At 41.5% G+C, this 25,046-nt stretch carries 22 protein-coding genes, 1 tRNA gene and 1 pseudogene; 9 read left to right on the plus strand and 15 right to left on the minus strand.

Annotated features, from left to right (window positions below):
* Nucleotides 1-17 precede the first annotated feature (17 nt).
* Nucleotides 18-1,316: an adenylosuccinate synthase gene (locus NLF92_RS05175; RefSeq protein WP_254099537.1), complete on the minus strand. Its 1,299-nt coding sequence runs from the start codon at nt 1,314-1,316 to the stop codon at nt 18-20.
* A 98-nt stretch (nt 1,317-1,414) separates the two neighbouring features.
* Entirely contained in the window at nt 1,415-2,260 is an 846-nt protein-coding gene (locus NLF92_RS05180; protein WP_254099538.1) for a tetratricopeptide repeat protein, read from the minus strand.
* A gap of 225 nt (nt 2,261-2,485) precedes the next feature.
* Between NLF92_RS05180 and NLF92_RS05185 the strand changes: the two genes are divergently transcribed.
* Nucleotides 2,486-2,803, plus strand: coding sequence for an Mpo1-like protein (locus NLF92_RS05185; RefSeq protein WP_254099540.1), 318 nt, complete (start codon nt 2,486-2,488; stop codon nt 2,801-2,803).
* 69 nt (nt 2,804-2,872) lie between these two features.
* Nucleotides 2,873-3,505: a motility associated factor glycosyltransferase family protein gene (locus NLF92_RS05190; protein WP_254099542.1), complete on the plus strand. Its 633-nt coding sequence runs from the start codon at nt 2,873-2,875 to the stop codon at nt 3,503-3,505.
* Between the two features lie 7 nt (nt 3,506-3,512).
* On the opposite strand, the gene NLF92_RS05195 is transcribed toward NLF92_RS05190, so the two are convergent.
* The 6 genes from NLF92_RS05195 to rimK all read right to left on the minus strand — a co-directional run bounded on the left by NLF92_RS05195 (nt 3,513) and on the right by rimK (nt 8,928).
* A complete protein-coding gene (locus NLF92_RS05195) occupies nt 3,513-4,412 on the minus strand; it encodes a diguanylate cyclase (protein ID WP_254099544.1) in 900 nt (299 codons plus the stop codon).
* Nucleotides 4,413-4,676: 264 nt separating this feature from the next.
* Nucleotides 4,677-5,621: a zinc transporter ZntB gene (locus tag NLF92_RS05200; protein WP_254099546.1), complete on the minus strand. Its 945-nt coding sequence runs from the start codon at nt 5,619-5,621 to the stop codon at nt 4,677-4,679.
* A gap of 18 nt (nt 5,622-5,639) precedes the next feature.
* Nucleotides 5,640-6,509 (minus strand): mechanosensitive ion channel family protein, encoded by an 870-nt coding sequence (locus NLF92_RS05205; RefSeq protein ID WP_254099548.1) that lies wholly within the window; start codon nt 6,507-6,509, stop codon nt 5,640-5,642.
* A gap of 32 nt (nt 6,510-6,541) precedes the next feature.
* Nucleotides 6,542-6,973, minus strand: a complete 432-nt coding sequence (locus tag NLF92_RS05210) for an ATP-dependent zinc protease family protein (protein ID WP_254099550.1) — start codon at nt 6,971-6,973, stop codon at nt 6,542-6,544.
* Nucleotides 6,970-8,004, minus strand: coding sequence for a succinylglutamate desuccinylase/aspartoacylase family protein (locus tag NLF92_RS05215; protein WP_254099552.1), 1,035 nt, complete (start codon nt 8,002-8,004; stop codon nt 6,970-6,972). The genes NLF92_RS05210 and NLF92_RS05215 overlap by 4 nt, the downstream gene beginning before the upstream one ends.
* 18 nt (nt 8,005-8,022) lie before the next feature.
* A complete protein-coding gene (gene rimK / locus NLF92_RS05220; protein ID WP_254099554.1) occupies nt 8,023-8,928 on the minus strand; it encodes a 30S ribosomal protein S6--L-glutamate ligase in 906 nt (301 codons plus the stop codon).
* Between the two features lie 135 nt (nt 8,929-9,063).
* On the opposite strand from rimK, the gene NLF92_RS05225 reads away from it, so the two are divergent.
* From NLF92_RS05225 to NLF92_RS05235, 3 genes are all read left to right on the plus strand, one after another.
* Nucleotides 9,064-9,906, plus strand: a complete 843-nt coding sequence (locus tag NLF92_RS05225; RefSeq protein WP_254099555.1) for a LysR family transcriptional regulator — start codon at nt 9,064-9,066, stop codon at nt 9,904-9,906.
* A gap of 247 nt (nt 9,907-10,153) precedes the next feature.
* A complete protein-coding gene (gene rapA, locus NLF92_RS05230) occupies nt 10,154-12,982 on the plus strand; it encodes an RNA polymerase-associated protein RapA (RefSeq protein WP_254099556.1) in 2,829 nt (942 codons plus the stop codon).
* A gap of 36 nt (nt 12,983-13,018) precedes the next feature.
* Complete coding sequence (locus NLF92_RS05235) at nt 13,019-13,696, plus strand: RluA family pseudouridine synthase (protein ID WP_254099557.1); 678 nt, start codon at nt 13,019-13,021, stop codon at nt 13,694-13,696.
* Here the strand turns inward: NLF92_RS05235 and NLF92_RS05240 are convergent.
* From NLF92_RS05240 to purE, 4 genes are all read right to left on the minus strand, one after another.
* Nucleotides 13,674-14,777 (minus strand): PQQ-dependent sugar dehydrogenase, encoded by a 1,104-nt coding sequence (locus NLF92_RS05240; protein WP_254099558.1) that lies wholly within the window; start codon nt 14,775-14,777, stop codon nt 13,674-13,676. The genes NLF92_RS05235 and NLF92_RS05240 overlap by 23 nt on opposite strands.
* 81 nt (nt 14,778-14,858) lie before the next feature.
* Nucleotides 14,859-15,452, minus strand: coding sequence for a copper chaperone PCu(A)C (locus NLF92_RS05245; protein WP_254099559.1), 594 nt, complete (start codon nt 15,450-15,452; stop codon nt 14,859-14,861).
* Nucleotides 15,453-15,484: 32 nt separating this feature from the next.
* Nucleotides 15,485-16,618 (minus strand): 5-(carboxyamino)imidazole ribonucleotide synthase, encoded by a 1,134-nt coding sequence (locus tag NLF92_RS05250; RefSeq protein ID WP_254099560.1) that lies wholly within the window; start codon nt 16,616-16,618, stop codon nt 15,485-15,487.
* A 3-nt stretch (nt 16,619-16,621) separates the two neighbouring features.
* A complete protein-coding gene (gene purE, locus NLF92_RS05255) occupies nt 16,622-17,107 on the minus strand; it encodes a 5-(carboxyamino)imidazole ribonucleotide mutase (RefSeq protein ID WP_254099561.1) in 486 nt (161 codons plus the stop codon).
* A gap of 195 nt (nt 17,108-17,302) precedes the next feature.
* Between purE and NLF92_RS05260 the strand changes: the two are divergent.
* A pseudogene (locus NLF92_RS05260) lies at nt 17,303-18,196 on the plus strand (LysR family transcriptional regulator).
* 116 nt (nt 18,197-18,312) lie between these two features.
* Here NLF92_RS05260 and NLF92_RS05270 read toward each other — a convergent pair.
* From NLF92_RS05270 to trxA, 3 genes are all read right to left on the minus strand, one after another.
* Nucleotides 18,313-19,650, minus strand: a complete 1,338-nt coding sequence (locus NLF92_RS05270) for an amidohydrolase (RefSeq protein WP_254099567.1) — start codon at nt 19,648-19,650, stop codon at nt 18,313-18,315.
* 74 nt (nt 19,651-19,724) lie between these two features.
* A complete protein-coding gene (gene rho, locus NLF92_RS05275) occupies nt 19,725-20,990 on the minus strand; it encodes a transcription termination factor Rho (RefSeq protein WP_254099569.1) in 1,266 nt (421 codons plus the stop codon).
* Nucleotides 20,991-21,208: 218 nt separating this feature from the next.
* Nucleotides 21,209-21,535 (minus strand): thioredoxin TrxA, encoded by a 327-nt coding sequence (gene trxA / locus NLF92_RS05280; protein WP_254099571.1) that lies wholly within the window; start codon nt 21,533-21,535, stop codon nt 21,209-21,211.
* Between the two features lie 90 nt (nt 21,536-21,625).
* On the opposite strand from trxA, the gene rhlB reads away from it, so the two are divergent.
* The 3 genes from rhlB (at nt 21,626) to NLF92_RS05295 (ending at nt 24,658) form a co-directional block, all read left to right on the plus strand.
* Complete coding sequence (gene rhlB / locus NLF92_RS05285) at nt 21,626-22,891, plus strand: ATP-dependent RNA helicase RhlB (protein ID WP_254099572.1); 1,266 nt, start codon at nt 21,626-21,628, stop codon at nt 22,889-22,891.
* A 25-nt stretch (nt 22,892-22,916) separates the two neighbouring features.
* Nucleotides 22,917-24,449, plus strand: coding sequence for a Ppx/GppA phosphatase family protein (locus tag NLF92_RS05290; protein ID WP_254099573.1), 1,533 nt, complete (start codon nt 22,917-22,919; stop codon nt 24,447-24,449).
* Nucleotides 24,450-24,581: 132 nt separating this feature from the next.
* Nucleotides 24,582-24,658, plus strand: a tRNA-Arg gene (locus NLF92_RS05295).
* The last annotated feature ends 388 nt before the right edge of the window (nt 24,659-25,046 follow it).

A 25,046-nucleotide genomic window follows, 5' to 3' on the forward strand; every position in this document is an offset into this window, starting at 1 on the left:
GCAATTATCTTTTTTACTTATACGTCGTATGGATCTCGTAACACAATCGTTTCGTTACGATCAGGACCCGTTGAAACGATATCAATTGGCACACCACACAACTCTTCCAGACGCTTAATATAGTTAATCGCTGCTTGTGGTAACGCGTTGAAATCAGTGACACCGTAAGTATTTTCTGACCAACCAGGCATTTCTTCGTAAACAGGTTTAATCAAATCATAACCATCTGCTGCCATAGGAGGGACATCAGCAACATTGCCATCTGCATCGGCATAACCAACACAAATCGCTAATGTTTCAAGACCGTCTAGTACGTCCAGTTTAGTCAGACATAAACCAGTAATTGAATTGATTTGTACCGCGCGTTTCATAACCACTGCATCAAACCAGCCCGTTCTGCGTTTACGCCCCGTAGTCGCTCCAAATTCATGACCTTTGACACCCAAATGATTACCGACTTCACAGTCTAGTTCAGTCGGGAAAGGACCAGAACCTACACGTGTTGTGTAAGCTTTCACAATACCTAGGACATAATCAAGTTTTAAAGGTCCAAAACCAGCACCGGTTGCGACCCCACCTACCGTAGTATTAGAGCTTGTTACATACGGATAGGTACCATGGTCGATATCAAGCAAAGTACCTTGAGCACCTTCAAACATAATTTCTGTACCGGCTTTATCGGCTTTATCCAATAAATCAGTCACATCAACAATCATTGGCTTAAGAATTTTTGCTACTTCCATAGCTTCAGCGTAGACCGTATCAAAATCGACCGGATCGACTTTATAATATTCCGTTAGCATGAAGTTATGATATTCGAGAATTTCTTTGAGCTTAGTGGCAAAATCTTCCGCGTTGAACAAATCACCCACACGTAAACCGCGACGAGATACTTTATCTTCGTACGCAGGACCAATACCACGACCGGTAGTACCGATGGCTTTGTTACCGCGGGCTAATTCACGCGCTTGGTCTAATGCAATGTGGTAAGGAAGGATCAAAGGACACGCTTCAGAAATCACCAAACGCTCTTTTACTGGTATGCCGCGTTCTTCTAGCATCGACATTTCTTTAAGTAATGCTTCAGGGCTTAGCACAACACCGTTACCGATCACACAAGTAACATTATCTCTAAGTACACCTGATGGAATAAGGTGAAGAACTGTTTTTTCACCGTCTATCACTAAAGTGTGACCTGCGTTATGTCCGCCTTGATAACGGACGACATATGTTGCCTTTTCAGTTAATAAGTCAACAATTTTACCTTTACCCTCGTCACCCCATTGGGTACCGAGCACTACTACGTTCTTTGCCATAATTCACAAGCGCTAAAAAATTAAGCACGAATTCTAACAATAATTGCATATTAATTCACGCTCAATTAGTACGATTTTAGAATTATTTAGCAATAAGTCTAATAAAGTAAACTATATACTTTGCGACGATAGCTCGACTTTAATGCGTCACCATCTGGTAGTGCATTGATCATATCGAGTAAAAGTTTTTTGGCTTCACCAAAATCTAGCTGCTCACTGACTACACTAAATAATAATGCTAGGGCATCTTCAGTCTGATGAGCAGCGTGCAGTTGCACAGCTAAATCGACTTTAATCTGTTTATTTTCAGGCTCTTCTGCTAGTTGTGCTTGTAATGCTTTGATTTCTGGTGACTCTGCTGCCTGGAGCGCCAGTTCAATTTTTCCCTGTAACACTTGGTAGCGATTGTCCTGATCCGCTAGTCCAATAGAACTTAACAAGGCTTTGGCCGCATCAATCTGTCCTAAATCAATCTGACAATCAGCCAGCATGTATTGACAGTCAAGGTTATTTGGCGCTAAAGCATATGCTTGCTGAGCACTGGTAAACGCACCTTGAATATCCCCTGCATTCAGTTGCTCCTGAGCGGCAATCAATAATTCATCTTCTGGGCGCGGTAAGTGCTTTACCAAAAATTCTTCAACTTGTGCTGCATCCAGTACACTGGCAAAACCATCCACCGGCTGTGCATCTTTAATCAGCATAACTGTCGGTACACTTTGGATACCAAATTGCTGTGCAATTTGCTGCTGTTCATTGCAGTTTACCTGAGCATACGTTAGATGTTGGGCATAAGGCTGTACAGCTGTACTGAGAATTTGTGTGGTTTGGGCACATGCTTGATTTTCAGGCACAAAGAACTGGAGTAACAACCATTTAGATTTACTGTCTTCAAGAATAATTTGTTGGAAGTTATCCATCGTAATAGCAACAGGACTTAACACAGGTCTTTCCTTCTCGTCTGTCTGCAACATCAGATGGAATTGCCATCTTAGCGCTACATAATTATTGGGTATTTTCATTATTATGGGGGACATCCACAATAAATCAATCTAGAAAAGAATCTCCCCTTCATATAGCACTACACTTTACGCATAAATCACCTTAGTAAAGTACCTTATTAATACGTTTTAGATTATGATACCAATACTGTTAATTTGGAGGTCTGTATGGCTCAAACACCTGTAACGTTTGGCTCATTTAGAGAGTTTTACCCTTACTATTTAAAAGAACATCGCAATAAAACCTGTCGTTTGCTGCATTTTATTGGTTCATCATTAGTGCTTGGTATTATTTTCTATGTCGTAACGGGTGGACCAGCAGTCTATCTTTGGTTGGTTCCTCTGATTGGCTATGGTTTTGCTTGGTTAGGTCACTTTCTTTTCGAAAAGAATCGCCCTGCTACTTTTAAACACCCTTTTTATAGTTTCTTAGGTGATTGGGTGATGTATAAGGACATTTTGCTAGGTCGTTTGAGTATTTTTTAATTGCGATTTAGAGCAAAATTGTTGTGTCACTAAAATTGGTCATTGAAAAATATATCGTTGAAAAATACTATGCAGCTACCTTTAGTTTTTACAGAGCCTTTATTATTGGTCGGGGATGCGCCACTTTCTTCCACGGAAAAGACGTTTATCCAAGATTGGTGCGGACCGATAGTCTGTGCGGATGGTGGCTTACAACATGCACCTGATCGTGAAAACGTCTGGGGCATTGGTGATGGTGACAGTCATATTGGAGAGTTGACAGGAAATCCTAACTTTTTACATGTTAGTGAACAACATTCCAATGATCTAGAAAAATGCCTTACTCGGATCCAAGCACCTAAAGTTATCGGAATAGGTTTTTTAGGGGGGCGATGGGACCACAGCTTGGCAAATCTTTCACTGCTGCTCAATTACCCGAATTTAGTGTTGACTGATGCTAGACAAAGTGTGGTTGGTTGCCACAACACTTACCAAGGTCGCCATACTCCAGCTGAAATTCTCGGGATCATCCCAGCGACGCCTTGTATATTTGCAACAAGCCAAGGTTTGCAATATCCACTCGATGGCTTGACCCTAGCGATGGGTGAACGTATCAGTTCCTCCAATGCCTGTCTCACAGAAGATGTCAGGATCACAGGTACTGGCCAATTCTGGTTTATCTCGGATAGTTTGTTAAATACGAATACAGTATTTACTTATTAGCTAAATACTAAGCCTGAGCAGAACGATTTCGCCCCATGCTTTTAGCATGATATAGATTCTTATCCGCTTGAAGTAAGAGTTCTTTGTGATTGTCTCCTTGTTGCGGGACTATAGTCGCAACCCCAATACTCACCGTTAACCAACTATTGCTGGTCGGGTATTCGTGTTTTAAACACAAAGACTCTATACCCTTACGGATTTTTTCGGCAACTTTAATCGTCGAATCCAAATCAGAATCCAGCAGAATAATGACAAATTCTTCACCGCCATAACGTGCTACAAAATCCATTGGACGGACCAAAGAGTCGGAGATTTTCTTAGCGACCGTCTGCAGGCATTTATCACCTTGAAGATGCCCAAAAATATCGTTGTACTGTTTAAAATAGTCGATATCTAAAATCGCAATGGATAATGGCCTTTGTTTACGCTGGGCAAAGCGCCAAGATTTCTCAAACTCAACTTCAAAATGACGACGGTTAGGAATCGCGGTTAAACCATCGAGCATCGCCAAATCAGCCAGTAATTGAGTTTTATGACGTAGTTCGAGTTGGTTACTGACTCGGGCTTTGACCAAACTCATACAAAATGGCTTACGCACATAATCTACAGCGCCTAAAGTAAGCCCTGTAAGCTCATCGTCGTCATCATCACGAGCCGTTACGAAGATCACTGGGATGTCACGAGTTGCGTCATGATTTTTAAGCAGCTTACACACTTCGTAACCATCTACATCCGGTAAGCCAACGTCCAACAAAATTAGATCTGGTTGGAAATTTTGTGCATTATTAAATGCTTCCAAACCATTTTTTGCGACCGTAATATCATAATCATCTGACAAACCCTCGGCTAAAATTTGTACATTAGATGGTTCATCATCGACAACTAAAATATTGGAACGCTGCTGCATCGCTCTTCTCAATCCTAAATAATCCATAAACTTAATCTAGCCTATGCTTGTGTTTTGTCTAGTGATTACCTTAGTTTAGACCATGCCTACAGATATAAGAGACTTTTCAGCAAGCTTGCCAGGTCTTTTTCTTACAAAGCCGCCGACATCATCCTCAAATTGCTTACCACAAAAGGTTAATCCTTCGATAAAATCGAAATTTGACGCAGCCACCTCACAGCAAGCACGGCTAACGACTGTATCTGCTGCATTGCACTAGGGTAATTAGAGAAATTTAAGTCGCCTAAAGAGGTAAATTTCAAACAAAACCATCCCAAAAAGAATACCGCTAAACCAATAAAAAGCGTTGTTATTGTCAACACCCGGCATCCCACCAATATTGATCCCAAACAAACCAGTCAAGAAACCTAGTGGTAAAAAAATACCCGCAATAATGGAGAGCAGGTAAGTATTTCTGTTCATGACTTCGCTGTTGATGTGGGCAATTCGTTGGTTAATCACGTCAATTTGAGCGATATAAAAGTCGATAGTGTCTACGATACGCTGTAATGTATCTAACTGAGTAGCAAGGTAGACGTCAAAAGCATCAAATGCTGTAAGCTTATTTTTCACTAACGCAGAAAGTGCATAAAGTTGTGGCTTCAAAAAGCGATTTAAACGGAGTAATTTTCTGTGTTGGGTATTGATTTCAGAAATTTGTTCTGGGGTAAATATTTCTCCATCTTGATCCTCAATAAAGTGTTCAATGGGCTCAATAACAGAGTCTATTTTGGCATGTAATTGTGCTAACAGTGTCACGACTAACATTTCCATACTGTCGGGTCCTTGCCCTTTGTGAAAATCATTAGCAATGGATTCAATCGCCCTAGAACGTTGCTGATTACACGTTATCACTCGCTGCGGTGTATACAGTAACCTAATGGTCAACATATCATCAGGGTCTTTACCTTTATTGAGATTAACCCCTCTAAGAATCAAGAAAAAACTATTTTCATCAATTTGTTGAAACCTGGGTCTGGTATCCGAAGCTAACAATGATTCTCTAATCGAATCATCAATACCTTCATCAATTAACCACTGCTCAAACTCCGTTGATGAACGATCACAGTGGATCCAATACCCAGAAGCCGCAAGTTGTTCACTTGAACTCATTTGATAAGGGGTATCACAGTGAGTTAATTGCCAACTTTGCAAAACAAAACTATGCATGTTGCCTCCTGTTCCTTGTTATGACGATTCACCGTCTGTTCGGTTCACAATATTTAACGTGCCATCTAGATGAAGATCACGCTGCGGGAAAGCGACTACGACATTTTGTTCATTGAACTCTTTATCCAGTGCAAAGCGAATGTTGCTCGCGACTAACCTAAGCCCACCTTCTACCTGAGAATTTATCCAGAAATAGACTTCAAATAAAAGTGAATTGTCTCCAAAATCTTGAAAAAACACCTGTGGCTCTTTGCCGGTTTCAGATAATGTTTCTGCTTGTTGATTGGTGACTGCAAGCATGATTTCTCTCACTTTTTGACAATCGCTACCATAAGCGACACCCACCGAAACAGTACCACGAATGAGTTTATCTCTTAGAGTCCAGTTGATAACCGTGTTTTCCAACAGCTTACTATTTGGGATCAGCATGTGTACGCCGTCAACTCGACGTACACGGGTTGAACGGGTATTGATCTCTTCGACAATCCCCTTGACCCCTTCCACTTCTAAAAAGTCACCAATACGGATGGGTTTTTCTCCCATTAAAATCCAACCACTAATAAAATTATTGATCACATTTTGGGCGCCAAAACCAAAACCGATAGCAATCGCACCAGACAAAAATGCAAAAGCTGTAATGGGTACATTTAACATGGACAATGTAGTAATAAATATCACCGCCAAAGCGACGATGTACAGCAAACGCTGCACCAAATGGACAATATTGGGATCTTGGTTTTTTTGGCGGAGCCTATTCCCTAATTTGGCGATAAAAAAATGTACCATCCACACACTGACGATTAGCCATAAAGGGACCGCTAAAACCTCTAATACCGTGACGACGCGTTCATTAAACGTAAATAAAGGATAGCTAAGCCAATACTTCATGAGTTCCAACATTATTTCACCGCCTATTAAATTTAGTTATGTGATGCGACAAACGCATTGCCCGCATCGATATAAAAATGCTCATTTAAAGCTTGTCGCCCAAGTAACATCAAGTAAGTCATATCTGACCTATCGGTTAATGTGATTTCAATATTCCACTGATGAGCCCCCAATACAGCTAACGTTTTAATGACATAGCGCTGTTCGCTGATCCCGTTGGATGATTTCACCTTCCTAACGTCATGCAATAAAGCGGTACAGCGCACAACTTTCTCCACATTATGGATTTCAGGATGAATATCGAAAGATACCGCTGGTTTCGTGTCCACCAATACACGCTGAATATTATCCACGTGCAACGAGGATGTTTGTGCGCCGGTATCGACCCTAACGGTTAATTGCTTAATGCCTAACTCAGGCAGTTCAATGCTTTCTAAGTGGCCGATAATCATTCGGTCTGTCATAACAACCCCTCATTTTCTTCAGTATTATTTACCAGTTGTTCTTCCGTAATTTCAATATGCTCTGCGATTTTTTCATCATCTTCTTTAAAGTACGCTATGTGATACATCGCTTCACCTTCTTGCACCAGTGGAATATTTTGTTTGCCAATAATGACTCCGCTTTTAATCGCTAAAACCTCACCCAGAATTTCACCATATGGACTGCCAATATCCGCCAGCACATCGCCTTTTTTCACTTGATCGCCCAATGCAAAATAATGGGTGACAATGCCGCTACTCGTAGCACGTACCCAGCCACTATTGTTCGCAATGAATGGCTTAATATCTTTTTTGCTGGCTCTTCGTTTAGGCATCATTTTTAAGTGTCTAAGAACATTCACAATGCCCTTGATACCTGCTCGTATGGAGAATTCATCAAAGCGTAAAGCTTCACCGGCTTCATATAGCAAAACCTTGGTATCACTCGCCACTGCTGCATCTCGCAGCGAGCCTTCAATAATGTCAGAATTCAAAATAACAGGGACACCAAATGCTTTTGCTAGCGCTAAGGTTTCCTCGTCTTCCAACTCTGCTCTTATCTGCGGTAAATTGGAACGATGTATCGCTCCTGTGTGCAAATCAATCCCATAATCACAATGACTCACAATTTCTTTTAGAAAAATGTTAGCCACACGTGCCGCCAAGGACCCTTTTGCCGAACCTGGGAAGCTTCGGTTTAAATCTCGACGGTCAGGCATATAGCGGCTTTGATTCACTACGCCATAAACATTGACCATGGGCACCGCAATTAATGTTCCGGCAGAAATTTTAAACCCTTTGAGATTGATCAACCGTCGAATAATTTCAATCCCATTGAGCTCATCACCATGCACTGCAGCACTCACAAATATAGTAGGGCCACTTTTTTTCCCACGAATAATATATACGGGTAAGTGGACGTCTGCATCTGTATAAAGCTTCGCAACGGGCAGATCAATTTTTTTGGTCTGCCCTGGTAATATAATATGCTCACCTATCTTTAACTCACTCATAGATACATCTCGTGGAAATTAACCACGGCCTCGTGTTTTATTAGCATTAAATTTTGCATTTTTTTCAATAAATTCTATCACTTTTTTAGCAACATCTAACCCAGTAGCCGTTTCAATACCTTCTAAACCAGGTGAAGAGTTAACTTCCATGACCATCGGTCCGTTGTGTGAACGCAACAAGTCTACTCCACAGAAGTTTAAGCCCATTGCCTTAGCAGCATTAACCGCTGTGGCACGCTCTTCTTTAGTCAACTTCACAATTTCCGCACTACCGCCGCGATGTAGATTCGATCTGAATTCACCTTCTTCACCTTGACGTTTCATGGCGGCGACGACACTGCCCCCAACGACTAAACAACGAATGTCAGCACCACCGGCTTCTTTTATATATTCTTGCACCAAAATATTCGCTTTTAAGCCCATAAAAGCTTCAATGATGCTCTCAGCTGCTTTTGCTGTATCCGCCAATACCACGCCAATCCCTTGTGTACCCTCTAAGAGTTTAATTACCAACGGAGCACCACCCACATTTTTGATTAAATCTTTGATATTGTCAGGTTTGCAGGCAAAACCTGTACGTGGCAAACCAATGCCTTTACGTGAAAGTAGTTGTAGTGAACGTAATTTATCACGTGAACGACTAATCGCGACTGACTCATTAATGTTAAACGTTCCCATCATTTCAAACTGTCGTGCTACTGCCGTACCATAGAAAGTCACCGATGCACCAATGCGGGGAATAATGGCATCGTACTGCGGAAGTTCTTCACCGTGGAAACGCACTGCTGGGCGACTGCTGGTAATATCCATATAGCAATGTAAGGTGTCAATAATATCAACTTCATGTCCGCGTTCGATACACGCTTCTTTTAAGCGGCGAGTTGAGTAAAGGTTTTCGTTTCTCGATAAAATGGCAATTTTCACTTTTTAGCTCCAATGAATAGCTATGAATTTATGGAGCGAAATGTAGTTGAAAAACTTTGAAAAAAAAATCAAAATAAAAAATACGGTATGATAAAAATATTTAATTAAAATTATGGGGTTTTAAAGGAGTTTTATATGAAAATTGAGCTACTAACAACATTTCTAGAAGTCAGCCAAACCTTGCATGTAAGAGTCGCAGCTGAAAACCTCTATCTCACACAAGCGGCCATTAGTAGCCGCATTAAACAACTAGAGGAAGAGTTAGGGGTACAATTATTTGATCGCACACAAAAACGCTTAAAACTGACTGCGGAAGGGCACCGTCTGATTAAGCATGCGAATGAAATGATCATTATGTGGCAAAAACTCAAACAAGACGTGGGCGTATCACAGACCAATGCCTACCAGCTTTTTGTCGGCTCCATGATGTCAATTTGGGATATCGTTTTACAAGACTGGCTACAAAAAATTCATCGTAATCTCGATGATGTTCACTTGTATACTCATACCTACTCGCCACTCGAGTTAAGAAAACAAGTGATCAGTCGAGTGATCGACATCGCCTTTCTATTTGAGCCACCCTTTATTGAAGATATCATTAGTGAAAAAGTCGCAATCGTCCCACTGCAACTCGTATCAACAGAAAAAGGGATATCCACGACCGAGATCAAAAATATGATCATGGTGGATTATGGCGAATCGGTGAATAGCCAAATACTGCGTGACTTTAGCGATAATACCCAAATGCGACACAATATGAGTCAGCCACGTATTGCACTTAATTTTATATTGGAAGCCTCAGGTTGTGCCTATCTCCCTAAGCAGATGTGTTTTGAACCTATCAGAAAAGGCACTCTTCACCCTGTTGAGGATGCACCTGAATATAAACGCGATATTTATGCAATATATTTAGCTAAAAGTAACAAGGCCGACCTCATTCAGGATGCCTTAATGTTATTTCCTTATGTGCGACACTAATTAAATCATTCATATAAATTACACACTTTGATAAAAATAATTTATCAAGTCCCAAGTTCATCTTCAAAAATTCTGGCTAAACAAGATATAAATGTCGCATAAAAGGGGTGTTTTTAAAATTTTTCATCAATGAGGATTATCTGACTTTCACTACGCATTTTCTTCACTAAACTGATATACTACGCCGCTCGTTTTTCCGTGTGTGGTCAGCGTGTTTAGTTAGTGTATTTATATCAAAGGAAGTTATATGTCAGAGTATGTAGTTGGTCAGAGATGGTTGAGTTCACAGCAACCAGAATTAGGTTTAGGTATGATTGCCTCGGCTGATAATCGTCAGGTCACGATTTACTTTCCTTTGACTGAAGAAGACAAGCTTTACTCGGCACAAAATAACCCTTTGATCCGTTTGGTTTTAAACCCTGATGAAGAAGCAAAAGATGTCGAAGGACGTGTTTTTACGGTATTAGATGCAATAGAAAATCAAGGGGTGGTACTTTACTCGGTGCAGTACCAAGGTACATCAGAGGCGACGACTTTACCGGAAACTCAACTATCGTTTCACACCCAAGTAAACCAGCCTGAACAACGCCTATTTTCGTTGCAACTTGATAAGCCCTCATGGTTTGATGCCCGAGCGTCTGTAATGGAGCAAAAACACAATCACTTTACTTCTGACCGCCTAGGTCTGTGCGGTGCCCGAGTGAGTTTATTAGACTATCAAATTAACATTGCGCAACAAGTGGGTAATCGCATTGCCCCCAGAGTGTTATTAGCTGATGAAGTGGGCTTAGGGAAAACGATCGAAGCGGCAATGATCCTACAAAAACAAGTATTAGCCGGTCATGCTCAACGGATCCTGATTTTAGTTCCCGAATCTCTGATTCATCAATGGCTAGTCGAGTTATTACGGCGTGTGAATATGGTTTTCTCAGTTTTTGATGAAGAGCGGTTCGCTGCACTAAAAGAACAAGATATTAATCCTTTTGACTCAGAGCAATTTATCCTCTGTAGTGTCGAGAGTATGCTGGCAAGCAATGAGGCACAAACCGCACTGTTAGCCAGTCAATTTGACGTGTTAGTGGTTGATGAAGCCCATCATTTACACTGGTCTGAAACTGAAGTGTCTGCTGATTATGCACTAGTAGAGTCTTTAGCAAAAATTATCCCTGGCGTTATTTTATTAACGGCAACACCTGACCAACTGGGTCACGAAAGTCATTTCGCACGTTTGCGCCTTTTAGATCCTGCTCGTTTTACAGACTTTGTGACTTATCAAAGCGAACAAACTCAATACCATGCGTTGGCGGAGTTAACGGAAATGATTCTCCAAGATATGGAGCAACACGTTGCGGGTAAGGACGTATTATCTACCGCCACCAATGCACTTATCAAACAACAATACCCAGACATTGTATTTACGAATAGTCCAGAGTGTGACGCAATGGCGTTGATTTATGAACTCATTGATCATCATGGCACCGGACGGATGTTCTATCGCAACACCAGACAGGCTGTGGCACATGACTCTCAGCGTGAAGTCCATACATATCCACTAGCCACGCCAAAAACCTATGAAATCTATACGCAAACCATGTTAGAGACGGCTGAAGAAGCTTGCTTCATGCATGAATTACCTGATTTTCTAGATACTTGGACTACCATTGATCCTCGTTGTGAATGGTTATTGGCACATATTGCCGAGCACACTGATAAAACGTTGTTAATCTGTCGCTCTGCGCGAACGGTTCTCCAGCTTGCTGAATATATTAAAGAACAAACCGGTCTGCATATCCCCGTTTTTCATGAACAAATGAGTTTGGTCGAACGGGATCGTGCTGCGCACTTTTTTGCCGACCCAGAAGAAGGCGCTAACTTACTATTATGTAGTGAAATTGGCTCAGAAGGTCGTAACTTCCAATTTTGCCGTCACTTAATTTTATTTGATTTGCCGATGCAACCTGATCTATTGGAGCAACGGATTGGTCGTCTGGATAGAATTGGACAAACACAAACCATTCAAATTCATGTCCCTTATTTAAGTGGCAGTGCCCCCCATACCTTACTTGATTTTTATCACGAAGGACTCAATGCACTCAGTTATACTTGTGCGGTTGGCAGTAAAGTGTTTGCTCAGTTCGCGACTGAGATTAACGATAACTTGCTAGCAGGTTCAGGGACAAACGAGGCTTTATTAGGGCAAATTGGTGCATTAACGGCACAATTCAACGAAGAACGTCAATCTGGTCGTGATAAATTATTGGAAATCAGTTCAAGTGGCAAAGGGTTGGTTGAAGACTTAGTTGAAGATCTCAGTAATCCAGTCTTTGAGCGTGAACTAGAAGACTTTACACATTTATTGTTTGAAGCCATGGGGATCCACCAAGAAATCAATGACGCACATAGTTTCATCATCAAACCCACTGAGGACCTAGCACATGCTATTCATGGGCTCCCAGATGATGGTTTGACGGTAACTTATCGCCGTGACATCGCGACAGCACGAGAAGAGTTGACATATTTAAGCTGGGATCACCCTTTGATTATAGAGTTAATTCATACGATTGAGGATGAATCAACCGGCAAAGCGAGTGTTGCGTTCATGGCTGACAAAAGTATTCCTGTCGGTGCCTTTTATTTAGAAACATTATACAAAGTGCAAGCAGACCACCATGGTATGGATAATAATCCATTCTTAGCTGCCACCCCTATTCGCCTCTTGGTGAATTTCAAAGGCGAACTACTCAGCGCTGATGACTTACCAGAGATGAGTAAAGTCAGCCCTAAGATTGCTCGTAAATTACTCCCGGCTTTACAAGGGCATATCGAGAAAGCATTGGCTAAAAGTGCTGAATTTGCTCAAAAACGTGCTGATGTGGTGATTGCTGACAGCCAATATCTCGTTTCTGAAAAACTGGGGAATGAAGTGACCCGTTTACAAAGACTGCAAGCTATCAATCCAAGTATTAGCGATGTCGAAGTGACGACTTTACAGACCCAGCTAGACCAGACCATGCAAGCAGTGAGTCAAGCCCAACTGCATTTGGATTCGATTCGTTTAATTGTGAATAACCCATAACGATTGGTTACGCCTATCTCAAGGATTCTTTAACACATGGCTATTTTGAATTACCAACCACCGATGACGCCTTATCTCGATTTTTTGTATCAGGATGAGCACGTGATTGTAGTGAACAAGCCTGCGGGGATCCTTTCGGTGCGAGGTCGAGCTGCCAATCACCAAGATAGCATTCAAAAACGAATCAACGATGTTTTTCCGGAAGCGCGGATCGTGCATCGTTTGGATATGGCAACTTCAGGCATTTTAGTGCTGGCGATGCATAAATCAGCTAACCAACACCTCTCCAATCAATTTGCCGAACGCAAAACTCAAAAACGGTATTTCGCTAGAGTCTTGGGGCTGGTCAAAGATGATGAGGGAGAGTGTAATGAACCTTTGATTGTAGATTGGCCTAATCGTCCAAAACAAAAGGTGTGTTATGAGACAGGTAAAAGGGCTCTAACTCGATATACGGTTTTACAACGGGATGATTATTCAACACTTGTGGAGTTGAAGCCAGTGACCGGACGTTCCCACCAGCTTCGCGTCCATATGCTATCTCTGGGCCATCCTATCTTGGGTGACCGTTTGTATTCTGAAGAACACACACGACAACACGTCAATCGTTTACATTTGCATGCTGCTGAGTTGGGTTTTTATCATCCAGCAACCGAACAGTGGATGTCTTTTACCCAAGCCCACCCTTTTTCTAGCGAGCCAAATCGACCTTAATAAGACTTCCGTTAGGTGCATCAGTCAACACATAAACGGCATTACCTGACACTATAACGTCTCTAATTCGCGCATTTAACTCTTCTAAGAGTTTGGTTTCTTTGATGACACGCCCGTTTTCATCCAAATCGATATAATTCAAATAGCGAAACTTCAACGACCCCACCAACAAATCATCCCCATAAAATGCCATACCACTAGGCGCAATAGAAGGATCCCAATAATGTAATGGTTGTTCCATACCAGCTTGTGCGGTTTTATCGGTAATGATACTTCCATTGTAATTAACGCCATAAGTAATCGTTGGCCAGCCGTAATTAGCCCCTTTGGTCAAAGGATTGATTTCATCACCGCCTTTAGGACCATGCTCATGTGTCCATACTCGGTTTGTTTCAGGGTGTACGGTCATTCCTTGGACATTTCTGTGACCTATAGAAAAGACTTCTGGCACTTGGCTATCTAAAAAAGGATTCTCAGGGTGAGCCTGACCCTGCGTAGTAACTCGTACGACTTTACCAAAATGAGAAGTGAGATCTTGGGTGCGCGCTTTAAATGAACCACGATCACCTAAGGATACGAATAAGCTGTTACTATCCGTCAACGCTAAACGACACCCAAAATGAAAACCCGTTGGGACTTTGGGTAACGCCTCAAACACCTTGGTAGGATTAACAAATTGCGTCCCAACTAACTGACCTTTAAATACAGTTGACCCGGTATTTACACCTGTTTCGTCAGCCGTCACCAAACACACATAAAAAGTATTGTTTTGTGCAAAGTTTGGATCAAGTGCAATCCCTAAAGCACCACCTTGTCTTTGTGCGGTAACGGCAGGAACATTAGCTAGTCGTGTTTTTTGCCCATTGGTATCGACCAATGTGATGAAGCCTGGTCGCTCAGTCACTAAAAAACGGCCATCAGGTAAAGCAGCTACCCCCCATGGATGCGCTAGCCCATCAGTAATCACGGTGGTGCTACTCACAGACTGTGCATGCGCCAATGCAGACGTCATTAACACACTGATGGTTAATGCACTATACACCGAGAATACACGTGAAAAGTGTCGTAATAATAAAGACATAACATGCTACCTTAACTGTACTTAATAAGTATTAATACTCAGACTTGGCTAAAAAAGACCTATCTCAAAACATACCATGACTTACAGTTTTACCACGGTAAAGTCGACAGTAATACTACCCGATTCACCAAAGTTCAGTGTCAATGGAAAGGTTTTACCTGCATCTAATGTGTCATTTAACCCCATCAACATAATATGCTTGCCACCAGGCTGCAAAGCAATATCAGTCCCGACTGGCAATGCGATACCGTCCATAATTTGTTCCATTTTCATGGTTTCGCCATCCATCACCATATCGTGCAACTGCACCTCATTGACTAAGCTTACCGGGGCACTCACTGACTCAAGTGTCACAGCCTGCTCACCCTGATTAGTCAAAGAAACGTAAGCTGCACCTGTACTTGCTTGTGAAAAGGCCGCTCGAATAATCGGCTGGGTAATTGTCACAACTATTCCTGATGCATTTGTAAAACTTACCGTTTCTAAAGAGTGAGGCAATGTAATAGCAGATTTATCCTCATTGTGCGACTGTGAATGTGAGTTAGGATGATCTGATGATTGTGTGGTCGAGTGAGAAACAGAATCGTGTTTTGTATGTTCTGGGGCTTTTGAGCATCCAGCCAATAAAGCTACTGCAATGATACTTATTGGAATAAGACTTGTAGAACGGCGCATATTTTTTTCCTTTAATAAATATGCGCTTAGTTTTACTTAATTCGGTCAGCATCCGCAAGTAATTTTGGAAAAAACTCCATCGGTAAGTATTCGCTGAGATTACCAAATTTATCAGCCAGATCAGCATAAGAATTAGCTGTCACATTGATATGTCCCATCTTGCGTTTTTCACGCACCGTTTTACCATACCAGTGAAAGTGTACACCTGAAATACTTAGGAAGTTTTTCGAAAAGGTGTTACAGCCTATTATGTTGATCATCGCCGCGGCAGGGCCGTGTTCTGTTGAGCCTAGAGGCAGAGCACAAACCGCTCTTAAGTGATTTTCAAATTGGCAGGTATCGGCACCATGCATACTCCAATGACCAGAGTTATGCACACGAGGTGCCAGTTCATTGACCAACAAAACTCCGTCATGTTCAAACAACTCAACAGCCAAAACACCCACATACTCAAGTTTTTCAGCTAAGCGAGTAAAAATATCCAAAGCTTGAGCTTGTAATGCTTCACTGAGCAGTGGTGCCGGTGCAATCGAAGTATGTAACTGCCCCTCATGGTGAGTATTTTGAGCTAATGGATACACAACAATTTCACCGCTTTCGTTACGTGCTCCTAGCAATGAGAGTTCACGCGTAAACGGACACATTTTTTCGGCCACGATCGGCACTTTATGCAAGTCAAGCTTAGTAAAAATGTTTTTGAGTTCCGGTAAATCGGCAGCGGTACTTGAACGCCATTGGCCATAACCATCATATCCATCGCGAGAAGACTTAAAGATAATCTTTTCGCCGAGACGTTCACAGATCCCATCTAGTTGGGCAATGTCAGTGATGATTTCATGCTCACAATTCGCAATATTTAATGATTCTAATAAATGCTTTTCTCGGACTCGATCCGCACCTACTAAAATAGACTGCAGATTGGGAGAGAGTTTACCTGATTCTTCCGCAACTAATAAAAGTTCTTCAGGTACGTGTTCAAACTCGACAGTTAATACGTCTGCATCATTTATAGCTTGCTCTAAACTTTGTGGAAGCACTGTTTTTTCTACAGGATGTACCACTGTCTTATTTGCGACATCGACTGCTAATACATTTAGATTTAAAGGAGCCCCTGCCAAATACATCATTTGAGCCAGCTGACCTGCACCATAAACTAATACATTCATATGTTATAACTCGAGTTGACCGTTAGCTAAGACGGTTTCAGTCTGTTTTTCTCTAAAAGCAATAATCGCATCTCGCACTGCAGGCTCTTGTAGCGCTACTATCTGAGCAGCTAATAAACCGGCATTGGCGGCACCCGCCTCTCCGATTGCCAAAGTACCAACAGCAACGCCTTTGGGCATTTGTACGATTGATAACAAGGAATCAATGCCGTTGAGTTGACTGGAACGAACCGGACAGCCCAAAACCGGAATATGCGTGTGCGCAGCAATCATGCCTGGTAAATGTGCGGCACCACCTGCGCCAGCGATAATAACAGAATATCCTTCGGTTTCCGCCGTTTTGGAGAATTCGGTTAACAGTTCAGGTGTTCTATGTGCAGAAACAACCTGCGCTTTGTACTCAACACCAAAACTTTCAAGCATTTCTGCTGCTTTTTGCATGGTAGGCCAATCCGAAGTTGAACCCATAACGATAGCGACTTTTGCCATGATAAATCTCGATAACGAAGCCGATAAAGGGTCATGTCTTAATTGGCTTCTGCAATGTGAAAACCCGATAGTCTAACAATAATTTATAAATTAGCCAATTATCCAGATAGGTTATTTTTACAAAAACACCTAAACATGGTCAAATTATGTACCGATAAGTATTTACATTTTGAATTTAGTATATACTATTAAGTCATGAACTCGATTACATTCAGACTTTTACAAGTCTTTAAACAAGTTGTAGAGAGCGGATCCATTACGGGTGCATCAGCTAAGCTTTCATTATCTCAGCCGACCGTTTCTTTACAGTTAAAAAAGCTCAGCGAAATTTATGACATGACCTTGCTGGAAACGCATCATGGCACCATAAATTTGACCGCTGCGGGTAAAGCTGTTTACCAAAGCGCTATCGCTATATTGCAAACGCAAAGTGAACTTGACGCGCATATTATGGCATTAAAAGGCCAATCCAAAGGCTCATTCAAACTCGCTGTGGTCACTACCGCTAAATACCTTATTCCTAAAATATTAAAACCATTTTGCTTGGAACACCCAGGTATTAACATCCAAGTAAAAGTCGGTAATTCACAACAACTTTTGGATAGAGTCAAACAACAGCAAGACGATATGTATATTTTGTCTGATGTTCCTGATTTTTCTGATATTGATGTTCATGCTTTTATGCAGAACAAACTACACGTTGTTGCGCCTACTGACTTTACAGGCCCGAACCATTGTCACCTATCAGCATTACAAGAACACAAGTTCCTAGTACGAGAGCAAGGTTCCAGTACGCACAAAGCACTACAAAACTACTGCATTCAAAACAATATTAGTTTATCTAATATTATGTTAATTGAGAGTAATTAAGCCATACAAGCAGCTGTTGCCGAAGGTATAGGTCTAGCTGTTTTATCAGAGCATACAGTGAATCAAGGTACTACAAACTCGGTTAAAGAACTAAACGTCATCGATTTCCCACTAGTGGATCAATGGCATGCCGTTTCGTTAGTGAACCGGCCGAAAAGTGAAGTGAGTGATGCATTTCGTGAGCATCTCTTGTCTTATGGTGCTGTAGCAAACCAATAAGTTCATATACAACAAAGACTTAGCTAAATATACTAGGTTTGAGCTATGGTAGGTTTGAGCTAGATTATCTAACTCAAACCTTTTTTATAGCAGGATGAATGCTAGTTAATCCTCACCTATTTCTGTGATTCAGCAAATAACGTATCTATCGTAAGATTCGTTAATAACTCAACCCCTAATTGCATACCGTCATCACTTACTACAAACTCAGGCGTGTGATGTGCTGGTGCATCTTCTGGTGCAACATCGACAGGTTTGCCACCGATCCATAAATACACACCAGGCACTTCTTTTTGGAAAAATGAGAAATCTTCAGCACCTGTAACCGGTTTGGAATGGATCAGGTTTTCTTTGCCTGCAGTACGTTCAAGAGTCGGTAAAACTTGCTGCATGAGTGCAGGATCATTAAACGTAACAGGGTAGCTATAATCAAGCGGTAAAGTTAACTCGGCAGTTGCGCGCATACTTTGTGCTATCGCAGAGACTTTTCTAGGAAGGGCTTCATAGATATGTTCACGAGCTTCATCGTTCAAGGTTCGTATCGTTCCGACTAACTCAACTTCATTGGGGATAATGTTAGAACGATTTCCGCCATTAATTGCACCAACCGTAATAACTGCTGCATCATCTACCAAACGCAATTCACGACTCACAATAGTTTGCATACTCATAATCATTTGCGCTGCGGTCGTCACTGGATCCACACTCAACCAAGGGTAGGCGCCATGTGCTTGCTTACCTTTGATCACAATCTTAAACGGATCAACAGCCGCCATGATGCCACCTTCACGCCATCTTACTTGACCCACATCGGTGGCTGCACTGATATGCAAGCCAAATATCGCATCGACATCAGGGTTTTTCAACACACCTTCTTTCACCATGATTTCAGCTCCACCCACTTCACCCTCTGGGCTGCCCTCTTCTGCAGGCTGAAAGATAAATTTAACTTGGCCAACTAATTCATCTTGCATATCCGTCAACAACTTAGCCGCCCCCATCAGCATCGCCATATGCGTATCATGCCCACAAGCATGCATAACGGGCACATCTTTACCGTTAAACTCTCCACGCACAGTAGACTTATAAGGTAAATCGTTATCTTCCAAAACCGGCAAAGCATCCATATCGGCACGCAAGGCCACTACTGGACCTGGTTTACCGGTATCTAATAAACCGACAACACCGGTTTTAGCGATACCAGTTTGCACTTGTAACCCCAAACCTTTGAGGTAATTCTCAATGTATGCTGCAGTTTTGAATTCGCGATTGGATAATTCTGGGTTGGCATGAAAATGATGACGCCAAGCAATGACATCGGCCTCAATCGCTTCGGCTTTGACTGTTGTGGCGCTTGTATCTGGTTTAGCCCAAGCACTACCCGTACAGGATGCTACCAGGACGGTTGCCAAACAAGATTTTTTTATAATTGTAGTGATGTGAGACAGTTTCATTGTTCGTTCCTAAAATTAGATCAAAAAAGGCGAGTAACATTACATTACTCGCCTTTGGGTATTATTTCAAAGAATTAGCTTTTTTTACGCTTCATGGCTTCAAAGAACTCATCATTGGTCTTCGTCATTGATAGGCGACTGATCAAGAATTCCATCGCATCAATTTCTGTCATCTCATGAACAATCTTCCGTAGGATCCACATTTTCTGTAGTTCGTCTTTAGCGGTTAATAATTCTTCGCGACGTGTGCCTGAACGGTTAAAGTCAATCGCTGGGAATACACGTTTTTCTGCAATCTTACGATTTAGGTGTAATTCCATGTTACCGGTACCTTTAAATTCTTCATAGATAACTTCATCCATTTTAGAACCTGTATCGATAAGTGCAGTTGCAATAATCGTTAAACTACCACCCTCTTCAACATTTCGTGCCGCACCAAAGAAACGTTTTGGTTTGTGCAATGCATTGGCGTCGACACCACCGGTTAATACTTTACCCGAGGATGGAATAACGGTGTTATAAGCACGCGCTAGACGTGTTATCGAATCCAGCAAAATCACCACATCTTTTTTGTGCTCGACAAGACGTTTCGCTTTTTCAATAACCATCTCAGCAACTTGTACATGGCGTGACGCTGGCTCATCAAACGTAGAGGCAATCACCTCACCTTGGACCAAGCGTTGCATCTCTGTTACTTCTTCTGGACGTTCATCAATCAACAAAACCATTAATTGGCAATCAGGATGATTCGCCGCAATCGACTGAGCAATATTCTGTAATAATAGAGTTTTACCGGCTTTTGGCGGTGCTACAATAAGACCACGTTGACCTTTACCAATCGGTGAAGCCAAATCTAAGACACGTGCGGTAATATCTTCAGTACTACCATTACCTCGTTCCATGCGACATCTCTCGTTCGCATGTAACGGTGTTAAGTTTTCAAATAAGATTTTATTACGTGAATTTTCCGGCTTATCAAAATTAACTTCGCGGATTTTTAGTAAGGCAAAATAGCGCTCCGAATCTTTTGGTGGACGAATTTTACCTGAAATACTGTCCCCAGTTCGCAAGTTAAAGCGTCTAATTTGGCTAGGAGAAACATAGATATCATCCGGACCAGCTAAATAGGATGAGTCACCTGAACGTAAAAAGCCAAAACCATCTTGAAGAATTTCGAGGACACCATCGCCAAAAATGTCTTCACCGCTTTTTGCGTGTTTTTTTAGTATCGCAAAAATAATGTCCTGTTTACGAGCGCGAGCCATGTTTTCTAGGCCCATCTCTTCAGATAATGCAACAAGTTCGCTAATAGGTTTGTTCTTGAGTTCCGTTAAATTCATATAATTGGATCTTTATGCTCTATGCTTCCAAATGGAATATGAGCTAGTTTAGTTAAGGAAAGTAGCACAGTACAGGCGTAAGAGGATGTGACTGTGAGTGCTTATGATAATAAGCGATTATGTAAAAGTAGCACGTAATGTTAAGAAGGTAAAGAAATGTACAACATAAAATAAACAAATAGAGGATAAGTAAGTTTATCCTCTACCCAAAATACTAATTATAAGTTTTCTGCTAAGAACTCTTCTAATTGGACTTTTGATAAGGCACCAACTTTAGTTGCTGCAACACTGCCGTCTTTGAATAATAAAAGTGTTGGGATACCACGAATACCAAACTTAGGTGGCGTCTCGCTATTCTCATCAACATTTAATTTACCAATTGTGACTTTACCGTCGTAACTTTCAGCAATTTCAGATAAGATAGGTGCAATCATTTTACATGGTCCGCACCATTCGGCCCAAAAATCAACTAAAACAGGACCTTCAGCATTAATAACATCAGCCTCGAATTTATCATCAGATAACGTGATAATCTTGTCGCTCATTCTTTTCTCCAAATGGGTATATCTAAATTTTTGTATACCATAGTGTTATAAGAAACTGTCATTAATGCAAGCATTGAATCATTATATATCATGCAAAAAACACATTTAACAGAAACTAAATTTAGCGATTTACCCATCCATCCACAGATTTTAACTGCGTTGGATGCTGCAAATTTCGCACATTGTACACCTATCCAGGCTTTGAGTCTGCCCCCTTTATTAGAAGGTTTAGATATTGCCGGTCAAGCCCAAACAGGAACGGGTAAAACCATTGCTTTTTTAGTCGCTACTTTTCATTACTTGCTAAAGCATAAAAATGATCAGTCTGGTCCAAAAGCATTAATTATGGCACCGACGCGTGAACTCGCTGTACAAATCCACAACGATGCAAAATTACTCAGTGAACACACCGGTATTACACTTGGTTTAATCTATGGGGGCGAGGGTTATGAAAATCAACGCAAACAATTAGATGATGGTGTCGATATTATTATTGGTACAACTGGCCGAATCATTGATTTTTACAAACAAAATGCTTTTTCTTTGAATAACTTGCAAGTGGCAGTACTAGATGAAGCAGACCGGATGTTTGATCTTGGTTTTATCAAAGATATCCGATTTATGTTCAATCGTATGCCACCGGCAACCGAGCGGTTAAGCATGTTATTTTCTGCGACGCTTAGCTATCGGGTCCAAGAACTGGCCTACGAGCACATGAATAACCCCACCCATGTCCAAGTAGAGCCAGAAAGAAAAACAGCGACTCGCGTGAAAGAAGAGTTGTTCTACCCCTCTGATACTGACAAGATTCGTTTGCTGTTAACTTTGTTCGAAGATGAGTGGCCGGAAAAAGCCGTTGTTTTTGCCAATACCAAATACGATTGTGAAACGGTCACCGGTTGGTTAGAAGCTGACGGACATCGCGTTGGACTGCTCAGCGGCGATGTGCCTCAGAACAAGCGTTTATCCATTTTGACCAATTTCTCCAAAGGCAACCTTGATGTATTGGTCGCTACCGATGTAGCTGCTCGCGGATTGCATATTGACAAAGTATCTCATGTATTCAATTATGATTTACCTGATGATGCCGAAGACTATGTACATCGTATTGGGCGTACCGGTCGTGCAGGTGAAAGTGGACACGCAATTAGTTTTGCCTGTGAAAAATATGCATTGAATTTACCGGCTATCGAAACGTATATTGAACATTCGATCCCAGTGAGTGACTATGATCCAGACGCTTTATTGGATGATATAAAGAAACCCGTATTTAAAAGGAAGGTACCTAGCCATGGAAAAGGCAGACCTAAGCACAACAATAATAAAGGCCGTCCCCAACACAATAGAGGACGCTAACACCGCTAAAAGTGAGGATACACTTATGCGCCCAGATGAATTAACGACATTACAGCCCAAAGGTGAATATTTTGCCGCCGTGGATTTAGGCTCAAATAGTTTTCATCTCGTTGTCGTTCACGTGCAAAATGGCAATGTACAAATCATTTCTAAAGTGAAACAAAAAGTCCGTCTCGCCAGTGGTCTAGATGATGACATGGTGCTCAGTACAGAGGCTATGGAGCGCGGCTGGCGTTGTTTAGCATCGTTTGCAGATCGCCTAAAAAACATTCCTTCTGCAAACATCAAAGTCGTTGCAACAGCGACTTTGCGCTTGGCGGTTAATGCCCATGATTTTATTCTCAAAGCCGAAGATACCTTACAACATAAAATTAAAATCATTTCCGGAGAAGAAGAAGCAAAGGAAATTTATCGAGGTGTAGCGTTTACCTCAACCACAGTAGGTAATAGTTTAGTTATCGATATTGGCGGCGCCAGTACAGAAGTCGTCTTGGGGCGTGACATCCTGCCCATTCATTTATACAGTTTTAATATGGGCTGTGTCACATTTATGGACCGCTATTTCGCAGATGGTAAACTAAACACAGAGAATTTCTCTGCAGCAATCGCTGCGGCAAAAGCGATTATCGAACCTAATGCTAATGCTTTTTTATGCTTTGACTGGCAAATGTGTTTAGGCGCTTCTGGGACCCCCCAAGCCATCACCGACATTTTAATCTCGCAGGGTAACCGTGATGCAATCAAACTGAGCTATATGAAAGATTTGCTCCAGCTGTGCATTGATGCCAAGCATATTGATAGTTTAAATATTGTGGGTTTAGCAGAATCTAGACGTGTCATTTTCCCAAGTGGATTAGCTATCTTAATTGCACTGTTTGAAGTCCTAAATATTAAAGAAATGAATATCGCTGGCGGCGCATTGCGCGAAGGGCTTATTTATGGGATGTTGGACAATCAACCGCTGGATAATCGTCGCCAACAAACTATTACGGGCTGTATTAAACGTTTTCATATCCAAAGTGACCAAGCACGTAGTGTCACCCAAACGGCCTTGAGCCTATATGCTCAGATGTGCCAGTATAACGATATCTGTTCTTTGGACGCTCGTACGTTGTTGTATACCGCTAGTATGTTGCACGAAATCGGCTTGCATATTGAATATAAAAATTACCATTTACACGGTGCATATATACTAGAACACACTGCGCTAGAAGGGTTCACTAAACTACAACGTCAGTGTGTGGCAGAGCTTGTTAAATATCACAGACAAGCACTTCCTGCTGAACTGTTCCAAGATTATCCCAGTGAAACACAACCTACCCTAGCGGCTTTGTTGAGAGTATTGCGCCTAGCCGTAATTATTCATAATAAACGCAACGGGCATGAAAGTTTAGCTGAGTTAGAGAAAATCAAACTGGATATTGCTGATACAGAGTGGACCTTAACCTTTCCAGAGGGCTGGGGTAAAGAGAACAAACTAGTAGAAGTGGAGCTAGCCAATGAAAGTTGGTTACAGTACAAAATCGGTAATAAACTGTTGGTAAAAGAAACGGCATAACCCACATCTACGGTCTACAGGCTGGCTCTTAGTGAAATAATTTTTTGTAAAAATAGTCTGCTGGACTGAGGGTAAACCTAGCTAGTTTTCAATAAAGTATGTTAACATGCGCACCGCTTAATAAAGCACTATGCACCCGTAGCTCAGCTGGATAGAGCGCGCCCCTCCGGAGGGCGAGGCCAGAGGTTCGAATCCTCTCGGGTGCGCCATAAACAATCAAAACCAGCCTTGTGCTGGTTTTGTTCTTTATAGCGTAAGGAAATAACTATAATTCAGCAAATTAATGATATGGAAAACTTACTTAAATTAAAATAGTTATTTATTATGATTTATAAAAGTAAATATTATTATTGCGCAAATCCCACAATACGCTGTATCAAAACCCTATCCTTATTAAGCCTACTCTATTTGGTAAAACCTGACTGACATTACTCATTGAAATTGACACACTTATTACATAGCCCAGCGAATAAAATGCTCCACTAGAAATTTTCTTTTTTCTGTGTAGATAATAAGTTTTTATTATATTTAACATTTCAAAGTGTAATCCCCCCGAAAAAAGAGAGCAGTTTTAACTAGAAAATTCCGCTACACTAT

The sequence above is a fragment of the Opacimonas viscosa genome (genome assembly GCF_024199005.1).
In the GTDB taxonomy this organism is placed as follows: Bacteria; Pseudomonadota; Gammaproteobacteria; order Enterobacterales; family Alteromonadaceae; genus Opacimonas; species Opacimonas viscosa.